Consider the following 16,488-nt stretch of genomic DNA (forward strand, 5'->3'; position numbering starts at 1 on the left):
CGGAGATGGAGGGTCAAGATCAACAGTGCGGCCCCGGCTGTCGACGGCCCGGTACAGATACGCCCAGCGGCCATTGACCTTCACGTAGGTTTCATCCATGTGCCACGGGCAAAGATCGGAAGGGTTACGCCAGTACCAGCGCAGCCGTTTTTCCATTTCAGGCGCATAACGCTGAACCCAGCGGTAAATCGTGGAGTGATCGACATTCACTCCGCGTTCAGCCAGCATCTCCTGCAGCTCACGGTAACTGATGCCGTATTTGCAGTACCAGCGTACGGCCCACAGAATGATGTCACGCTGAAAATGCCGGCCTTTGAATGGGTTCATGTGCAGCTCCATCAGCAAAAGGGGATGATAAGTTTATCACCACCGACTATTTGCAACAGTGCCGTTTCCTGAATGCTGACATATCGCCGTGTTGAAGTAGACGTCAATCTTCTCGCCGGTATAGGCCCGGTAACCTGCCTCCAGTAGTTCCTTTTCCACGACATTACCTCGCATTTTTATTGTCTGAGTCTAATCATAGACCGATGCGAGGCTGAGGGAAGTGGCGGGTAGCAGAAATATCACTCGGGCCTTTTCTGTAACAATGGCTCCCGCTCCGGCGGCAAATATTCCAGCATTGCAGGCGTCGGCGGCGGCAGGCGGTTATCGGCGATGTGCTTGTCCACATCGATATGACTGATTTCGCCATTCTCATGGTGATGGACCGTCAGCACCCTCGCTTTGTTCAACTCTGTAACCAGTTCACGGGTAATACGTAAACTTTCCGCCAGCTCATGGTCTTCCAGTCCTGGTCTGCGACTGCGACGCTCCACCCGAAAACGAAACTGGTTGTATTTCGCCCAGCCGATCAGCACCAGTCCGTTGACCAGCGCGACAAGGATGTAAAACGTGACCGTATCCAGCGTGGTGAAAAAGGGACGCACGCCCATATACCGTGAATGCGCCAGGGCCGTAATCAGCCCTTTGTAGATTAAGTATAAAAATCCAACCCAGGCAAAAATCGTTAACAGAACGTCAATGATGCGCGGCAGCAGACGCCGCTCCGTAAAGATCAGCGGCTGACTCATGATTCGATCCTCCCTATTCCACGGTCAGGACTCACCCAGCGCGCCCTGCCGCGTTTGCGTTTGAGCATCACTTTCGGGAATGACACCAACGTGGTAAACAGGCTCAACAGCCAGTACACCACCGGGAACCAGATTATCCAGAACAATGAGGCGCCAATGCCTTTTTCATAGCGTCGTTCAATCATCAGGCTTATCGCAAACTGTATTAAGCAGACCACGCCGAGAATAAGTCCGGTAAAGGCTGGCGGGAACAGATGTTGAACATACAGCGAGTCCGGCATCGGGATCATCAGTCCCAGCAGGAACAGCACGATACTGATCGCATAGGCAAATGCCCACGTGGTAGAAAAGCAGAACTCGAAAAATAGCGGCCACATGCGGCGGAACTCCCACGACCACAGACGGCGCATGTTAACAATAAACACCTCCGCCCCGCCTTGCGCCCAGCGCAGGCGCTGCTTCCACAGCCCTCTTAACGTTTCAGGCATCAGGATCCAGCACAGCGCGCGCGGCTCAAAGAATATCGACCAATGGCGCAATTGCAGCTTCCAACTGATATCGATGTCTTCGGTGATCATGTCCGGGCTCCAGTACCCCACCTCGGCCAGCGCGCGACGACGAAACGCCGCAACTACGCCAGAGACGCTAAAGATCTGACCATAGACTCGTTGAGTACGCTTAATTAAGCCGATAATGGAAGAGAACTCACCGACCTGCACACGACCGATTAGCGTGGAACGGGTGCGAATACGCGGGTTGCCGGTTACCGCCCCAACGCGTGGGAACTGGATCAGCGGAGCGACCAGATACGCCACGGCATCGCGATCCAGTAACGCATCGCCATCAATACACACCAGGTAATCGCTGCGCGCAGCGGCCGCGCCCGTTTTGAGCGCCAGCGCTTTGCCCTGGTTTTCAGCCAGATGAATGACGCGCAGGCTGGGGTACTCAATCGCCAACTGTTCCAGAACATCGTGCGTATCGTCCGTTGAACCGTCGTTAATGGCAATCACTTCGATATTCTTGTAGCGCTGTGCCATCGCAGCGCCGATGGTTTCCCGCGCGTTGATCCCTTCGTTAAAGCAGGGGATCAAAATGGAAACCAGCGGATTTCCCTCCAGCGTCGGTGGCGGTGTATCGTCTCCCCATTTCCAGTGACGCTCACGATAAAACCAGAAATAGACCCCGCCGCTTATCCATAATGCAGACATGAATAAAGGCCAGAAGAAGACGAAGTTCAACATGACTTCACCTGTAAAGATGACAGCCACGCCAAACGGCAGGCTGAACATCAGGCAAAGTATCAGGAAAGCAATAATGCGATCGGTCATTTTTGCGGGTACCAGTATGAGGAGAACGTCGAGCGAATCTCTGACATCTCAGGTTTGTCGCTGATGAAATCATCCGGATAATAGCCGTAGTTACCTGCACCACTTAGTTTCAGTTGGCGCATCCATTCGGCTATTTGTTTTCCACTGATTTCTGCCTCGTCCCCGGATTTACGCCAGTCTCGTGCCTGCAGTTCAAACACGGTTTTGTCCAGCGCGCCGGGTGTTTGTGCAACGGCATTGACTAATCTGTCGAGCCAGGCATTGGCATCATTAGCCGGGATCTGCTCCATGAATGGCATCGCCATGGGTGCCGTCCAGTCATAGGTATTGAGGAAATCATTCAGGTTTTGCGCAAACCAGGCTTCGCTTTCAGGCTCCAGTACCGGCATGGCGTATATATTGCGGGCAGTTTGCACCTGCGGACCGCGAATATTGCGTACCGATTGCGTCAGTTGCTTAGTAAAGTCGATCAGCATCTTACTTTTCAGGCGCGTCCAGCGTTCGAAGGTTTGAGGGTTGCTACGGATTTGCTCAATACTTCCCGGAAGCCCTGCGGCGCGGTAGGCGGCTAACGCCTCCGGTGACGCATCTTCAAAGTCCGTCAGGAAAGCATCGTCGTGGAACAAAATCCCTTTGAAGCTGGCATGCTTCGCCAGGTCTTCATAGATTTCAGTGATACGTTTACGCGCTTCGCTGTCCCAGGGAGACAGACGCACATAGTTCTCGTGATTGATCGCAGTGCGTCCTGTTTTCGGATCCCATGCCGTCACGCGTGGAATGGAAGCATCGAGGTCGAAAGCCAGTACCGGCATCCAGGCATATACCGTCACCCCGGCCCGCGTTTGTAACTGCCAGGAGATATAGTTAAAGAGATCGGCACGCATCGGCAGCCAGCGGTTAGGGAAATAGAGTTCGCGAATATTCCCGTCGCCTTTAGGATCGGCGTACGCCTGCAGGAAGACATGAGAAATGCGCATGTCATAAACACGCTGGATCAGCTTATCGATGTTTCGCTTCTGCTGGGCAGGATCTTTGTCATACACGTAATCCAGATCGACGTGCATCACACGCATCGTTTGTGGTTCACGTACCTGAGCAACCTGACTGGCAAAGCGCTTGAGAGACGGGTTATCAGAGATCAGTACGCGCGGGATATCATCAAGAAACGCAGCGTTCGCCAGCCCTTCATTGAGCGTAAAGGCCATCTTATAGCCATGTTCTTTGGCCAGCTTTAAGGTGGTGCCGTTAGCCGCACCATAAGGCCACACCCACGCGCGCGGCGATTTCCCGGTTACCGATTTAATCTTATTGGTGATCAGCGAGATATCAGTATTAATGCGACGATTGTACTGTTCGTCGGTTTCGTAAGTCCCTGTTTTCTTATCGAAAAGGCGATTCGCCACCGCAGGTTCTTTGCTTCCTTGCGGGTTCGCCTCAGCGCCGAAATGCGAGTTCCAGGTGTGCGCCCCCACTTCCACCAACGGCGATTTGCCCATTTCCTCGACCATCTTCCAGGTGGCAAATTTATCTCGCGCCGTCATTAAGCCGCCAAAATCGACTTTTTTATTGGCTGGAGAATCAACCCAACTGCCCACTGGAGCCCAGAGCGCAGGCCAGTTGTAGGCTTTCAGCAGCGGCCAGACGCGGGTATAAAAACTGCTGTATCCGTCGTCAAAGGTGAGTAAGACCGCTTTTTCCGGCAACACAATTTTACCGTCATGAGCGTCCAGAATTTGCTGCACGCTAATCGGGTTATAGCCATTATCACGCAACCAGGCCATTTGGTCGCTCAACGCGCTGGTGCGCATGGAGAGGTAGCGCTGGTCGGCGGCGCCATCCTCAACATCATGATAGCCGAGCACCAGGAAGCTGTTTTTCGGCCATGGATGATCTGCCGTCAACGGCGTTCTCTCTGCGGGAGGAACATAGCGAGGCGTTGTATTGTGCGCGCTACTGCACGCGGTAATCATCAACCAGCCAGTGATTAATGCGCTAAGCCACAGGCATCTTTTCAGCATGAACAATCCTTAAAACCTGACATTTAAATCGAAAGCGAGGGAGATATTCCGCTCACGTTTACCGTCATAGGGGCGTTTATCCCAAACCAGCATCACCCCGCCATCTACGACGTTGTTCCATTTGAGCCGTTGTCCATATCCCACCTGAACGATAGCGCCAACGTCTTCACCTTGCTGCCAGTAGCCACCCACTCCGGCTATGCCTTGCTGGGTCCACACGGTGTCATAATGGCGGTAAAGAACCTGTTCCGCGCTCAGGCCTGGCACAACGGAAAAATCACTCTTAGGGTTGTAATACGGCACATTCTCTTTAGTGTTGGTGCTCCCACCGATACCCGGGGTAAAGTCCAGCGTAAAGCGCGGCGTGGTCCACATGCGCTCTTTTCCGCTCAGCCCATATTCGATGCGATCGTTACCATCCGAGAAATGTGATGCGGCAAACGACAATTGGTATTCACGTCGTTCGTTTTGATACCAGCGAACAAACAAATCGCCGCTGTTGGCATATACGCCGCTACGCAGCGCGCGCAGTGGCGTGTTGCGCGAAAGACGCTCGGCCGAACCGCCCACGCGCCAGTTATCGTTGAAATCATGCCAGGCGGAAAGACGACCGCCTATTTTCTGCCCATCGCCATAGTTTCGGCCAGACACTTCCATTTCGGCCCAGTAATCACGGGAAGTCCATTCCGCACCAGCCGCCAGATCGCGGCTAATCCCTTTCCCTTCCTCAAACTCGCCGGTTGCGAAGTTGAATCCGGTAAACAGTCGCCAGTTGTCATTAATTGGCGGGCTGTAAATGGCCGTGTTGATGTTGAAATCATTCTTACCGCTGACCGGGCTATCGGACGAGATCCCCTGCGTGCCGCTAATACGTACTTCCGACATTTTATGCACATCACGCATGCGTGCGAGGCGCAGCGTCGCTTCATCATCCGGACTGCGAGCAATAACGTCATCCGTCAGTTCATCGGCCTGCTTCCACTCCTGGAGATCCAGCGCCACATAGGCCTGCTGACGCTCCAGTTCCAGGTTACTGGGCTCAATCACTTCCGCCAGTTTAAGCTCTTTCTCCGCCGCATGCGGCAGTCCACGGGCTTCAAGAACAGAAGCATAGGATATGCGCAGCCCTTGGTTACCCGAGCCTGTTCGCGCCAGATGCTCTGCGAGTTTTTCTGCCTCCGGCAGTTCATTGGCAGCGATATGATATTGCGTCAGCAACGACTGTCCCAGCAGCCAGTTATCGTTTGGCTGCGGCGTTGGCGAACCATAGATGCGTCGCAGATATGGGCTGTCTTTAATTAACGCATCGACCTGTTTTTTAGCTGCATCAAAGTTTTCATTATCGATGTGCGCGTAGAACAGATCCTGTTGATCCTCAGGACCGAGCGGCGTAACCGGAATCGGTCCGTTCGGATAGTAGATGCTCATCAGCATCGCTTCGGTTTTTTCCGGCTGCCGTTCGCTTAACCATGCCGATGCTACCCAGCGTTTTGCGTAGTTTGGCACCTCGCCGCTCGCAGACAGCGATTCGTATTCACTAATCACTTCAGAAGTGCGTTTACGGACCAGCAAGGCGCCCATGCGGTCAATTCTGGCCCGACGGACATCATTCTGCGCAGAAGGCTCATCTTTCCAGGCAGTCAGCAACTGGTCATAACGGGCTAGCGCTTTATCAGCCACGATAAAACGCTCTTCTTCATTACGCGCAGAGGTATAAGAGGAACGTACCATTTCAGCCGCCGCATCAAGCTCAAGGCGACGCTTCACCGGATCGGCAGTTGGTACCACCTCTGCCATATTTAAGGCGGGCCCGGAAACGCGGTTTGCTGACAGCGCAGACAGCAATGTGGATTTTGCATTTTTTTTGCCTGGATCGACGTCATCCGCCAGGCTGGCAACTAACAATGCATCCCAGTTTTTTCCCTGCGAATGGTAGACATAGGCAAGTAGCGCATCAGAATCAGCCCCGGGATGCGCCTGCGCCCATTTATTCGCTTCAGTAAGGGCTTGCTGATTGTAGCGAGCATCCGCCAACGTCATTATCCAGCCGGTACGTACATCTACGTTATCAGGCTCTTCCTGTAAAACGCTTTCCCAGATGGCTAAAGAATCATTCCAGTTCTTCTGGTTGCGATATGCTCGTGCAGCGGCGACTTTGCCCCGGGCAGGTACATTCATCTGTCCACGATACTGCTGCCAGATTTCAATTGTGGTTTTATCGTTGTTATCGACCCAACTGGAAACTTGCAGCCAGTCGGCAACCTGATTTGGCGTTAGCGCGCTTTTCTTTCCCTGATCCTCAAGGAAACGTAATAGCGGTGCGCTATTACCTCCCCGCGCTTCAATAACCAAAGCGTCATAATCTGATACCGCCGCAGAGATTGGCATCGGGAAAAGAATGCTTGCCGTAAATAAACAGCTTACAGACTTAAAACGTTTAATGAAGTTGGCATGTCGACGCATACTTAACATATCTGCCCTTATATCTTACATCATAGTGAAAATAGGCGTTTTCAATAAGTTACAGTCAATCCCTGACGGTTGCCGACCATGTAAGACGCACTGCCGCTTATTTCGTAATAGGGTTATGAAGCAATTAATTCTTTCGTCTTATTGACTACCCGTGCCTCGTCCTCTAATCATTGGAAAGAAGGCATAAACTCGAGAATTTTATCACTCAGCGTAGTTCGTGGCTATGAAGTGGTCAACAAAAACTGGCCACCGCGTTAGAGTTTTTCCAGTATCGGTTTTCTGATTCGTTTGGCGGTAACCCACCATTATATTCGTGCGGTCTTAGTGCGCTGTAATATCCAACGATATAGTCCGTTATTGCGTGAGCTGCATCGCTGAAGCTTACATAGCCCGTCGCTGGCACCCATTCGTTCTTCAGACTCCTGAAGAAGCGCTCCATTGGGCTGTTATCCCAGCAGTTTCCACGCCGACTCATACTCTGCCTGATCCGGTATCGCCACAGTAACTGCCGGAACTGCCTGCTCGTATAATGGCTGCCTTGATCGCTGTGGAACATCACCCCGACGGGCTTACCACGGGTTTCCCATGCCATTTCCAGTGCTTTCATGGTGAGCCTGCTGTCCGGCGAGAACGACATGGCCCAGCCCACTGGTTTTCTTGCGAACAGGTCGAGAACAACGGCGAGGTACGCCCAGCGCTTACCCGTCCAGAGTAGAGTAAGAGGCAGGGCGTAGTCGGACTATTTCCCTGCCTCTCCTCCCCGAACCGGACGTGCACCTTTCAGCGCATCCGGCTCTCCATTTAAATGCTGGCGAACGCCATTGCCACTTCTGTAAAGCGCGATGTATACGTGTTTCTGGTCTCCGTCCTCAGATAGGGATTACCTTCGGGTAGCCGCCAGCGGAACAGCTTCTTGCCTTGCCCCACCAACCGGTACAGTATTTCGCCGCTGAGCTTGCCGTGATTGGTTTTACCAAATAAAACCCACGTTTTGCTCTGACCCGGTTTCGGTGATTTACACCACCACCTCATCAGGGAAGCGATACCTGTACGGTATTTGCGGGCCAGCCAGTGAGCCAGCTTCCAGAACACGACACGGTCGATATAACTGAAGACTTTGGCCTTAAAATCAACGAACTGATAGAACATGGCCCAGCCTTTCAGTTTTCGGTTGAGTTGTTCAGCCATATCGACTTTGCTTTCACTGTAGTTGCCTGATAACAGTGCTGTCAGCGATGCGGCGAAGTTTCTGGCTTTCTCCTGCGGGATCGTTGAGACCACTCGCATCTCGCCATAACGACTGCGTTTGCGAATGATCCTGTGCCCCAGAAAGATAAAGCCGTCATTAACATGGGTGATTTTAGTCTTATCCATGTTCAGCCTGAGTTTCAGACTGCCTTCGAGCACACCCCGACACTCCTCCCTGATGGCTTCCGCCTGTGCTTTGGTGCCTTTGACGATGAGGACAAAATCATCGGCATAGCGGCAGTACGCCACCGCGGGTTTCCACTGCCAGTTTTCTCTGACCGCCGTACTTCGGCCCCGTTGGATACTGTTATTCCAGTACCACCGATCTTTTCTGGCTTTCCCGCTCAGGTAGCGCTCATGCAGGTATTGATCGAACTCATTCAGCATGATGTTCGATAATAGCGGCGATATAACACCGCCCTGTGGCACACCTTCACTGGCCGCCCGAAAGAGACCGACATCGATATGTCCCGCCTTGATGGTTTTCCACAGCAGAGTCATGAAACGTGCGTCACTGATCCTGCGGCGTACAGCCTTCATCAGCAGTCGATGATGTACGGTGTCGAAGTAACTGGACAGGTCGCCTTCAATCACCCAGCGTCCCCGGGTTTCACCGCAGTCTGTGAGCTGTAATTTCACCGTGCGGATCGCGTGGTGGACACTGCGCTCAGGCCGGAAGCCATATGAGAGCGTATGAAAATCACTCTCCCATATCGGCTCCATCGCCATCAGCATGGCCCGCTGAACAATACGATCCCGCAACGCGGGGATACCCAGTGGTCGCAGTTTGCCGTTGCTTTTAGGGATGTAAACCCGTCTGGCGGGCAAGGGCTGGTAGTGGCCTGAGAGTAATTCATCCCTGAGGATTTGCAGCTCAACAGCCAGTCTGGCCTGTAGCATTGTTTTGTTCACGCCATCAACGCCGGGGGTATGCGCCCCCTTTGATGAAAGCGTGATCCGCGCCGCTTCAGCCAGCCATTCTGGTTGTGTTATCAGACGCAGCAGCCGTTGAATCCGTAGGGACGGATCGGTGGCTGCCCATGTGGCAAGCTTGCGTTGCATTTCGCTGATTATCAAAGGTCTTCACCTCGTTAGGTCAGTTAATTCACGTCGCAAACACATTCAAACTGCTTCCCTTCGCCATGTAATGGGCTTTCCCCATCGCGGACTACTACGGAAGCTCCGCCAGCCAGCGCGTCATCGGAGCCATGCCCCCTTAACATCCGTCGCTGACCTTCCCCGGTTTACCTGCCTGGACTCAGGCATACTGAGGAGGCTGCCCGTCGCACTCTTTATCCTTGCTTGCCGCAAGTTGGCAGAAGTCAGCAACGCAAGCGTGATAGACGCTGCTGCCCCGGTGTTTCGCATACATGTCAAAACACCTTCGACCGGCAGTGCTTACGTATCACTGCCAGTTCCTCCTGCACGGCCTGTCAGATCACGTAGGCCGTGGTGACGTTTTCAACCCACAGAGGCGGATTAACGGGTTCATGTTCTTCAGCCTTTCAGTACTTAACCTTGAGGATCATCTCGGCTTAGTGATCTCGCCTCAATCCCCGTTGTCAGCGGGTTACATCACCCTGCGGGCATGCCGCAGGTCACTGCCGCTCAGGTTCTCCACCGTCACACCCGGTGGGATTGTTGGGTTTCTCATCGTGAGTTACCGGTTCAATATTCCAGACAGACTCGCGGTTCATTTAAGCATCCATGCCCGCCCTGAACTCCGGGCACACTATAGGTCACATCACCGCACCACACCTGATTTGGTTCCGTTACGGCGAACTGTCGCTCAAGATGATTCGGGATAGCAACGTGCTCATGACCGCCACGCTTATACCGGTGAGTCGGCTGCTGGCAACTGACCAGCCCCAGCTCTTTCATGAGTCTGCCAGCAAGCCAGCGCCCCATCTGGTAGCCTCTCTGGGTTGCCATTGTGGCGATGCTTCTTGCTCCGGCAGAGCCGTGGCTGATGCCATGCAGTTCAAGTACCTGACTGCGTAATACAGCCCGTCTGCCGTCTGGCTTTTCAGGACGGTTTTTCCAGTATTTGTAGCTGCTGCGATGAACCCCGAACACATGGCAGAGAGTGGCCACAGGATAACGCGCCCTGAGTTTCCCGATTATCGAGAACTGTTCAGGGAGTCTGACATCAAGAGCGCGGTTGTAGATTCAATCTGTCAATGCAACACCCCTTTCAATTATCTCTTTCGGTGTTTTGAACTTCAGTGTCTTTCTCGGTCTGTTGTTTAGCTGAGCAGCAACCAGATCTAGTTCATGTTGAGTATATTGGGCAAGACATGTCTTTTTAGGAAAGTACTGCCGAATTAGCCCATTTGTGTTCTCATTTGTTCCCCGCTGCCAAGGACTCTGAGGATCGCAGAAGTAAACTTTAACGCCGGTGCTGACAGTAAATTCTAGATGTCTGGCCAGTTCCATTCCTCTGTCCCATGTCAGTGATTTTCTGAGTTCTGACGGTAAACTCAGGAATTTGTCGGTAAGAGCCTGATTTACTGAGACAGAATCTTTGCCCCTGAGTCTAAGGATGATCGTATAACGTGATTTTCGGTCTACAAGTGTGGCTATATGAGAGTTTTTTGTACCTGAGACTAAATCGCCCTCCCAATGCCCCAGAGAGCGTCTGTTATCGATATTTCGGGAACGTTCGTGAATTGGTGTTCCGTTCACTATGTTAATCGTACCTCTTTCGCCTTTGCGGGTATGACGCCTGCCATGGCGAAGGCTATGCGACCGTCGCAGATGCTGTATATTCAGGTGGTGTAGCGCTTCACGGCTACGAAAGTACAGCGTTTTATAAATTGTCTCAGGTGATATTCGCAGCGTTTTTTGACGTGGTTTTGTTCGCCTTAACCATCCTGATATTTGCTCTGGAGACCATTTCATCTCCAGCTTTTCCAGAACAAGCTTTCGCAATGGTAAATTTTGATCCAGTAAGCACGGTTTTGGCCTTTTCGCCATTCTGTTGGCTCGGTTATTAGCATCAACAGCTTTGTAATAGCGTCTGCCCCGATTACGCTGAACTTCACGTGAGATCGTCGAAGGACTGCGATTCAGCGCAGTAGCTATCGCACGAATGCTCATTTTGGCTGACAAACCAGCTCGTATCTCCTCGCGCTCAGACAGTGTCAGGTGAGCTACAGCCCGCTTACGCTCATGGGGTTTTATGCCGCCAGTATCCCTTAACATAGTGAAGATCGTTCCGGGTTTTGAACCCAGGATATTCGCTATTTCACTGAAGCCTGTTCCGTTCTTCCATAGTTCAAAAACAGAGGCTTTTTCCTCTGCTGTAAATGTTCGTCTCATTCAAAAAACCTCCGCAACCCCATGTTTTCACATAACTGTTGCGTTGACCAATTGAATCTACAGTAGCCTTTTTTAATATTTCATTTTCCATTTCAATACGTTGTAGCTTTTTCCTGAGCTCACGGATTTCAATTTGTTCCGGGGTAATGGGGGAGGCTTTTGGTGTTTTGCCCTGCCGTTCATCACGTAATTGTTTCACCCATCGCGTCATTGTGGAAAGGCCGACATCCATAGCGCTGGCTGCATCTGCCACGGTGTAGTTCTGGTCAACGACCAGTTGAGCGGATTCGCGTTTAAACTCTGCGCTGAAATTTCTTTTTTTCATTATGACACCTGTGTTGTTCTGAGGTGAGCATATCACCTCTGTTCAGGTGGCCAAATTCAGTAAACCACTTCACTATGTAATAAGATAATGCTTAGGCAAAAAAAGGATTTTAGACTAAGTTATTCTAAGGAAGGTGCGAACAAGTTCCTGATATGAGATCATCATATTCATCCGGAGCGCATCCCAGAGGGACATCATGAGCCATCAACTCACCTTCGCCGATAGTGAATTCAGCACTAAGCGCCGTCAGACCCGAAAAGAGATTTTCCTCTCCCGCATGGAGCAGATTCTGCCATGGCAGAATATGACCGCTGTCATCGAGCCGTTTTATCCCAAGGCGGGCAATGGCCGACGGCCCTATCCGCTGGAGACCATGCTGCGTATTCACTGCGTGCAGCATTGGTACAACCTGAGCGACGGTGCCATGGAAGATGCCCTGTACGAAATCGCCTCCATGCGCCTGTTTGCCCGATTATCCCTGGATAGCGCCCTGCCGGATCGCACCACCATCATGAATTTCCGCCACCTGCTCGAGCAGCATCAACTGGCCCGTCAATTGTTCAAGACCATCAATCGCTGGCTGGCCGAAGCAGGCGTCATGATGACCCAAGGCACTTTGGTGGATGCCACCATCATTGAGGCACCCAGCTCTACCAAGAACAAAGAGCAGCAACGCGATCCGGAGATGCATCAGACCAAGAAAGGCAATCAGTGGCACTTTGGCATGAAGGCCCACATTGGTGTCGATGCCAAGAGTGGCCTGACCCACAGCCTAGTCACCACCGCGGCCAACGAGCATGACCTCAATCAGCTGGGTAATCTGCTTCATGGAGAGGAGCAATTTGTCTCAGCCGATGCCGGCTACCAAGGAGCGCCACAGCGCGAGGAGCTGGCCGAGGTGGATGTGGACTGGCTGATCGCCGAGCGTCCCGGCAGGGTAAAAACCTTGAAGCAGCATCCGCGCAAGAACAAAACGGCCATCAACATCGAATACATGAAAGCCAGCATCCGTGCCAGGGTGGAGCACCCGTTTCGCATCATCAAGCGGCAGTTCGGCTTCGTGAAAGCCAGATACAAGGGGCTGCTGAAAAACGATAACCAACTGGCGATGTTATTCACCCTGGCCAACCTGTTTCGGGTGGACCAAATGATACGTCAGAGGGAGAGATCTCAGTAAAAACCTGAAATAACGCCAGAAATGGTGGAAAAAATAGCCTAAATAGGCTGATTCGATGTGTTTGCGGGAAAAAAATCGGCCCAGATCCGCGAAATTTTAATCAGCGAGTCAGCTTGGGAAGAAATGACCTGCTTATTCGCACCTTCCCTCAGCAAATTCTGCTGGCGTCATCCAGCCCAGTGCAGAATGGGTACGCCTCTGATTATAGGGTATGCGACATGCATCGATTTTGCACCGTGCATCCTCCAGCGACATGAAGTAGTTCTCATTCAGGCACTCCTAGCGTAACCTGCCGTTGAATGACCCCACGGTGGCATTATCCGTTAACGCACCTGCCGCTCCCAGACTCATTCGCGCAGCCGTGCCAGCGTCAGGTTTTTTTTTGCCAGCACGTCCTGCAGTATCACCTTGTCGAGGCTCAGATCGGCCATCAGTTTCTTCAGCCACAGGTTTTCCTCTTCCAGCTGGCGTACGTGCTTCATCTCAGAGGGTGAAATACCACCGTATTTCTTGAGCCACGTAATGGGATGGACTACCTCCTTCCGCTGCGGTTAACTGTACGAAATGTGCTCATCAGGAGAATCACCATGAATATCGTATTTCTGGGTATTGATCTGGCTAAAAATGTTTTTCAGCTCTGCGGGTTAAACCAGGCCGGCAAACCGGTTTATACGAAACGCACTGGCCGAAAAGAATTGCTCCAGACGCTGGCAAATATTCCTGCATGTCTGATTGGGATCGAAGCGTCCACCGGGGCATTTTACTGGCAGCGTGAGTTTGAGAAACTGGGGCACAAAGTAAAGGTCATCAGTCCTCAGTATGTAAAACCCTTTGTCCGCGGGCAAAAAAATGACGGTAATGATGCACAGGCCATCGCAGTGGCTCTGATGCAACCGACAATGCAGTTCGTGCCACCAAAAAGCCCGGAACAACAGGATATCCAGGCTTTACACCGGGCAAGGCAGCGTATTGTCAATCACCGCACTGCTACAGTCTGTCAAATAAGAGGGCTGTTACTTGACCGGGGGATCCCCATTGGTAGTGCTGTCTCCAGAGCTCGCCGGGCTATTCCCCTAATCCTTGAAGATGCAGAAAACGGTCTGAGCTCCCGTATGCGCAGAGCAATTGCAGAGCTCTATGATCTCTTTAACGATCTCGAGCGTCGGATCCATTTTTTTGATAAGGAAATTGAAACAGTATTCAGGCAGTCAGAAGCCTGTCAGCGTATAGCCAAAGTTAAAGGCATTGGCCCTAAAACGGCTACGGCAGTTGTTGCCGCTATCGGCAAAGGAACTGAATTTAAGAACGGCCGTCACTTTGCTGCATGGCTTGGCCTGGTTCCGCGTCAGCACTCAAGCGGCGACAGGCTGGTACTGATGAATATGACAAAAAAGGGCGACAAGCATCTGCGGACACTTTTTATTCATGGTGCCCGCGCTGTCGTCAGGGTTGCCACGAATAACAATGATGGTTATATGAATCAGTGGGTTAACCAGTTAAAGGAACGGCGCGGTTTTAATAAAACGACCGTGGCGGTCGCTAATAAAAACGCGAGAATAATCTGGTCGATGCTGAGAAATGAAACCGAGTATCAGATAGTGGGCAGTTAATATCTTTCCAGAAAAAGTTGCAGCGTACTGAGAAATGGTGACAGGTTGCACCTGCACAATCGGAACCTGATTTTTATACTGGCCTCAGAGGCCGTCCAGTTGTTGAGGCGATTGTGTGCGGATTACCCATTTGGGCACAGATTTTCCTGATGCCGGATAGATGTAAGCAACAACCCAAAACCAGATTCAGTACTTGCAAAACGGAGGTAGTCCATAGATATAGAACGTCGCATCAGAAATGCCCAGCTTACGGCAGGCCTCAGGCACCGGCGTACCCAGTTCGGCCTGCTTCAGGGCTAAGACAATCTACTCTTCGGTGAATGGCGATTTTTCATCGGTACCACCTCCGTTCAGGGAGTAAAGATCATGCCAAGATTCTGTTTCAGAATGGCACTGGATTTTGGGTCAGGATCCACTAAAGACTATTAATTACGAGACATTTATTAACTTGGGTTTTCCAATTTTACTAATGTAATCCCCATACCACTGCATCATCTCCCGACGTCCATCCAGATACTGTGCATGGTTATATGTCCCACGAATTGCGTTCTTATCCACATGAGCAAGCTGCGTTTCGATCCACGCTGAGTTAAAGCCTTCTTCATGCAGAATGGTGCTCATCGTGTGGCGGAAACCGTGTCCCGTCAGCCTGCCTTTATATCCCAGCAATTCAATGACCTGGTTAATGCTTTCCTTACTAATTGGCTTGCGAGGATCGTTCCTACCGATAAAGACCAGTGGGTGGTGTTTTGAGATCGGCTCAAGCTGTTTAAACAGCTCAATGACCTGTTTTGAGAGCGGCACAATATGTGACCGCTTCATCTTCATCACTTCTGCTGGGATCTCCCATAATTTTGTCTCAAAATCGATATCCTCCCAGCGTGCGAAACGCAGTTCTTGCGTGCGAACACCGGTTAACATAATGATCTGAGTGGCAGTCTTAGTGATAATACTGCCGGTATAGCCTGCCAGATCGTTAAGGAAATAAGGAAGTTCATTGGCAGTAAGAAAGGGGAAATGCACTCTTTTCGGTGTTGCTAACGCGCTGGCAAGATCGGGAGCGGGGTTGTAGTCGGCCCTACCTGTGACAATTGCATAGCGGAACACCTCACCACAGCGTTGGCGGACCTTGCGCATTTTCTCCAGTGCTCCGCGTTTCTCCATTTTACGCAGTGTTTCCAGTAACTCCATTGGTTTGATTTCGGCAATAGGGCGCTTGCCAATGTAGGGAAAAATGTCTTTCTCAAAGGTATCGATGATTTCATCACGATATCGTAATGACCAGCGATCGGCTTTCGTCTGATGCCACTCTCGAGCAACAGCTTCGAAAGTGTTTTTCAGAGTCATTTGCTGGGCCACTTTCTCTTCTTTCTTTACCTCGCCCGGATCGCCTCCCGCAGCGAGAATTTTTCTGGCTTCGCTGCGTTTTTCGCGCGCGTCGGCCAGTGAAACATCGGGATAAACGCCAATAGAAAGCATCTTTTCTTTACCAGCAAATCGGTACTTCATTCGCCAGTATTTGGAACCATTAGCGTTAATTAGCAGATACATACCGCCGCCATCAGCCAGCTTATAGGGCTTTTCTTTTGGCTTTGCGGTTTTCACTTTAACATCGGTTAGTGCCATGACATCCTCCGGCTTTTGATGAATCCATGCTCCTGAGGGGATTTCTGCCAGTAACTAACCCGATACCCCCAATGCACCCCTTTTATAACAAAGATGTTGTTAAAAGCCGTTGTTATGTATCACATTTATTCCATTATGGGGGTGCGGATATTTCAAGAGGAAATAACACCCCCTAAAGCACCCCCAAAAACAACTTGATACGGGTTGAAGTCGGTTGACCTCTGGATGCAAAGAAATCCTGATATACAAGGGATTCGAAGGGGTTTGTTGACTTCGGGAGAGTTCAG

The 16,488-nt window shown here is 51.5% G+C and carries 9 protein-coding genes and 8 pseudogenes; 3 read left to right on the forward strand and 14 right to left on the reverse strand.

Annotation, left to right across the window (positions count from 1 at the left end):
- Nucleotides 1–18 precede the first annotated feature (18 nt).
- The 11 genes and pseudogenes from ACLHV9_RS00450 to ACLHV9_RS00500 all read right to left on the reverse strand — a co-directional run.
- Nucleotides 19–327: pseudogene (locus ACLHV9_RS00450) on the reverse strand (IS6-like element IS26 family transposase); the annotation flags it as partial.
- A gap of 63 nt (nucleotides 328–390) precedes the next feature.
- Nucleotides 391–486 (reverse strand): annotated as a pseudogene (locus ACLHV9_RS00455) ((4Fe-4S)-binding protein); the annotation flags it as partial.
- A gap of 80 nt (nucleotides 487–566) precedes the next feature.
- A complete protein-coding gene (gene pgaD, locus ACLHV9_RS00460) occupies nucleotides 567–1,073 on the reverse strand; it encodes a poly-beta-1,6-N-acetyl-D-glucosamine biosynthesis protein PgaD (protein ID WP_057061619.1) in 507 nt (168 codons plus the stop codon).
- Nucleotides 1,070–2,404, reverse strand: coding sequence for a poly-beta-1,6-N-acetyl-D-glucosamine synthase (gene pgaC / locus ACLHV9_RS00465; protein WP_034167705.1), 1,335 nt, complete (start codon nucleotides 2,402–2,404; stop codon nucleotides 1,070–1,072). The genes pgaD and pgaC overlap by 4 nt, the downstream gene beginning before the upstream one ends.
- Nucleotides 2,401–4,422 carry a poly-beta-1,6-N-acetyl-D-glucosamine N-deacetylase PgaB gene (pgaB, locus tag ACLHV9_RS00470; RefSeq protein WP_058654543.1) on the reverse strand — a complete coding sequence of 674 codons (2,022 nt, stop codon included), beginning with the start codon at nucleotides 4,420–4,422 and terminating at the stop codon, nucleotides 2,401–2,403. The genes pgaC and pgaB overlap by 4 nt, the downstream gene beginning before the upstream one ends.
- 9 nt (nucleotides 4,423–4,431) lie before the next feature.
- Nucleotides 4,432–6,894, reverse strand: a complete 2,463-nt coding sequence (gene pgaA / locus ACLHV9_RS00475; RefSeq protein ID WP_057061618.1) for a poly-beta-1,6 N-acetyl-D-glucosamine export porin PgaA — start codon at nucleotides 6,892–6,894, stop codon at nucleotides 4,432–4,434.
- Nucleotides 6,895–7,126: 232 nt separating this feature from the next.
- Nucleotides 7,127–7,615 (reverse strand): annotated as a pseudogene (locus ACLHV9_RS00480) (IS3 family transposase); the annotation flags it as partial.
- A gap of 80 nt (nucleotides 7,616–7,695) precedes the next feature.
- Nucleotides 7,696–9,204 carry a group II intron reverse transcriptase/maturase gene (gene ltrA / locus ACLHV9_RS00485; protein WP_001189111.1) on the reverse strand — a complete coding sequence of 503 codons (1,509 nt, stop codon included), beginning with the start codon at nucleotides 9,202–9,204 and terminating at the stop codon, nucleotides 7,696–7,698.
- Nucleotides 9,205–9,876: 672 nt separating this feature from the next.
- Nucleotides 9,877–10,302, reverse strand: a pseudogene (locus ACLHV9_RS00490) (IS3 family transposase); the annotation flags it as partial.
- Nucleotides 10,303–10,311: 9 nt separating this feature from the next.
- Entirely contained in the window at nucleotides 10,312–11,463 is a 1,152-nt protein-coding gene (locus ACLHV9_RS00495) for an IS30-like element IS30 family transposase (RefSeq protein WP_001254932.1), read from the reverse strand.
- Between the two features lie 67 nt (nucleotides 11,464–11,530).
- Nucleotides 11,531–11,788 (reverse strand): annotated as a pseudogene (locus tag ACLHV9_RS00500) (transposase); the annotation flags it as partial.
- A 196-nt stretch (nucleotides 11,789–11,984) separates the two neighbouring features.
- On the opposite strand from ACLHV9_RS00500, the gene ACLHV9_RS00505 reads away from it, so the two are divergent.
- Together ACLHV9_RS00505 and ACLHV9_RS00510 are read left to right on the forward strand one after the other, a co-directional pair.
- A complete protein-coding gene (locus ACLHV9_RS00505) occupies nucleotides 11,985–12,965 on the forward strand; it encodes an IS5-like element ISKpn26 family transposase (protein ID WP_200925733.1) in 981 nt (326 codons plus the stop codon).
- A pseudogene (locus tag ACLHV9_RS00510) lies at nucleotides 12,902–13,111 on the forward strand (hypothetical protein); the annotation flags it as partial. The gene ACLHV9_RS00505 and the pseudogene ACLHV9_RS00510, both read left to right, overlap by 64 nt.
- Here the strand turns inward: ACLHV9_RS00510 and ACLHV9_RS00515 are convergent.
- Nucleotides 13,098–13,298: pseudogene (locus tag ACLHV9_RS00515) on the reverse strand (integrase core domain-containing protein); the annotation flags it as partial. The pseudogenes ACLHV9_RS00510 and ACLHV9_RS00515 overlap by 14 nt on opposite strands.
- 17 nt (nucleotides 13,299–13,315) lie before the next feature.
- Nucleotides 13,316–13,483 (reverse strand): annotated as a pseudogene (locus tag ACLHV9_RS00520) (IS3 family transposase); the annotation flags it as partial.
- A gap of 69 nt (nucleotides 13,484–13,552) precedes the next feature.
- On the opposite strand from ACLHV9_RS00520, the gene ACLHV9_RS00525 reads away from it, so the two are divergent.
- Complete coding sequence (locus ACLHV9_RS00525) at nucleotides 13,553–14,575, forward strand: IS110 family transposase (RefSeq protein ID WP_057061586.1); 1,023 nt, start codon at nucleotides 13,553–13,555, stop codon at nucleotides 14,573–14,575.
- 429 nt (nucleotides 14,576–15,004) lie between these two features.
- On the opposite strand, the gene ACLHV9_RS00530 is transcribed toward ACLHV9_RS00525, so the two are convergent.
- The gene (locus ACLHV9_RS00530) at nucleotides 15,005–16,201 is read right to left on the reverse strand and encodes a tyrosine-type recombinase/integrase (RefSeq protein ID WP_048241918.1); all 1,197 of its coding nucleotides are present in this window, start codon (nucleotides 16,199–16,201) and stop codon (nucleotides 15,005–15,007) included.
- Nucleotides 16,202–16,488 lie beyond the last annotated feature (287 nt).

Origin of the sequence: Enterobacter sp. CPE_E890 (assembly GCF_046521475.1) — a bacterium.
GTDB lineage: Bacteria > Pseudomonadota > Gammaproteobacteria > Enterobacterales > Enterobacteriaceae > Enterobacter > Enterobacter adelaidei.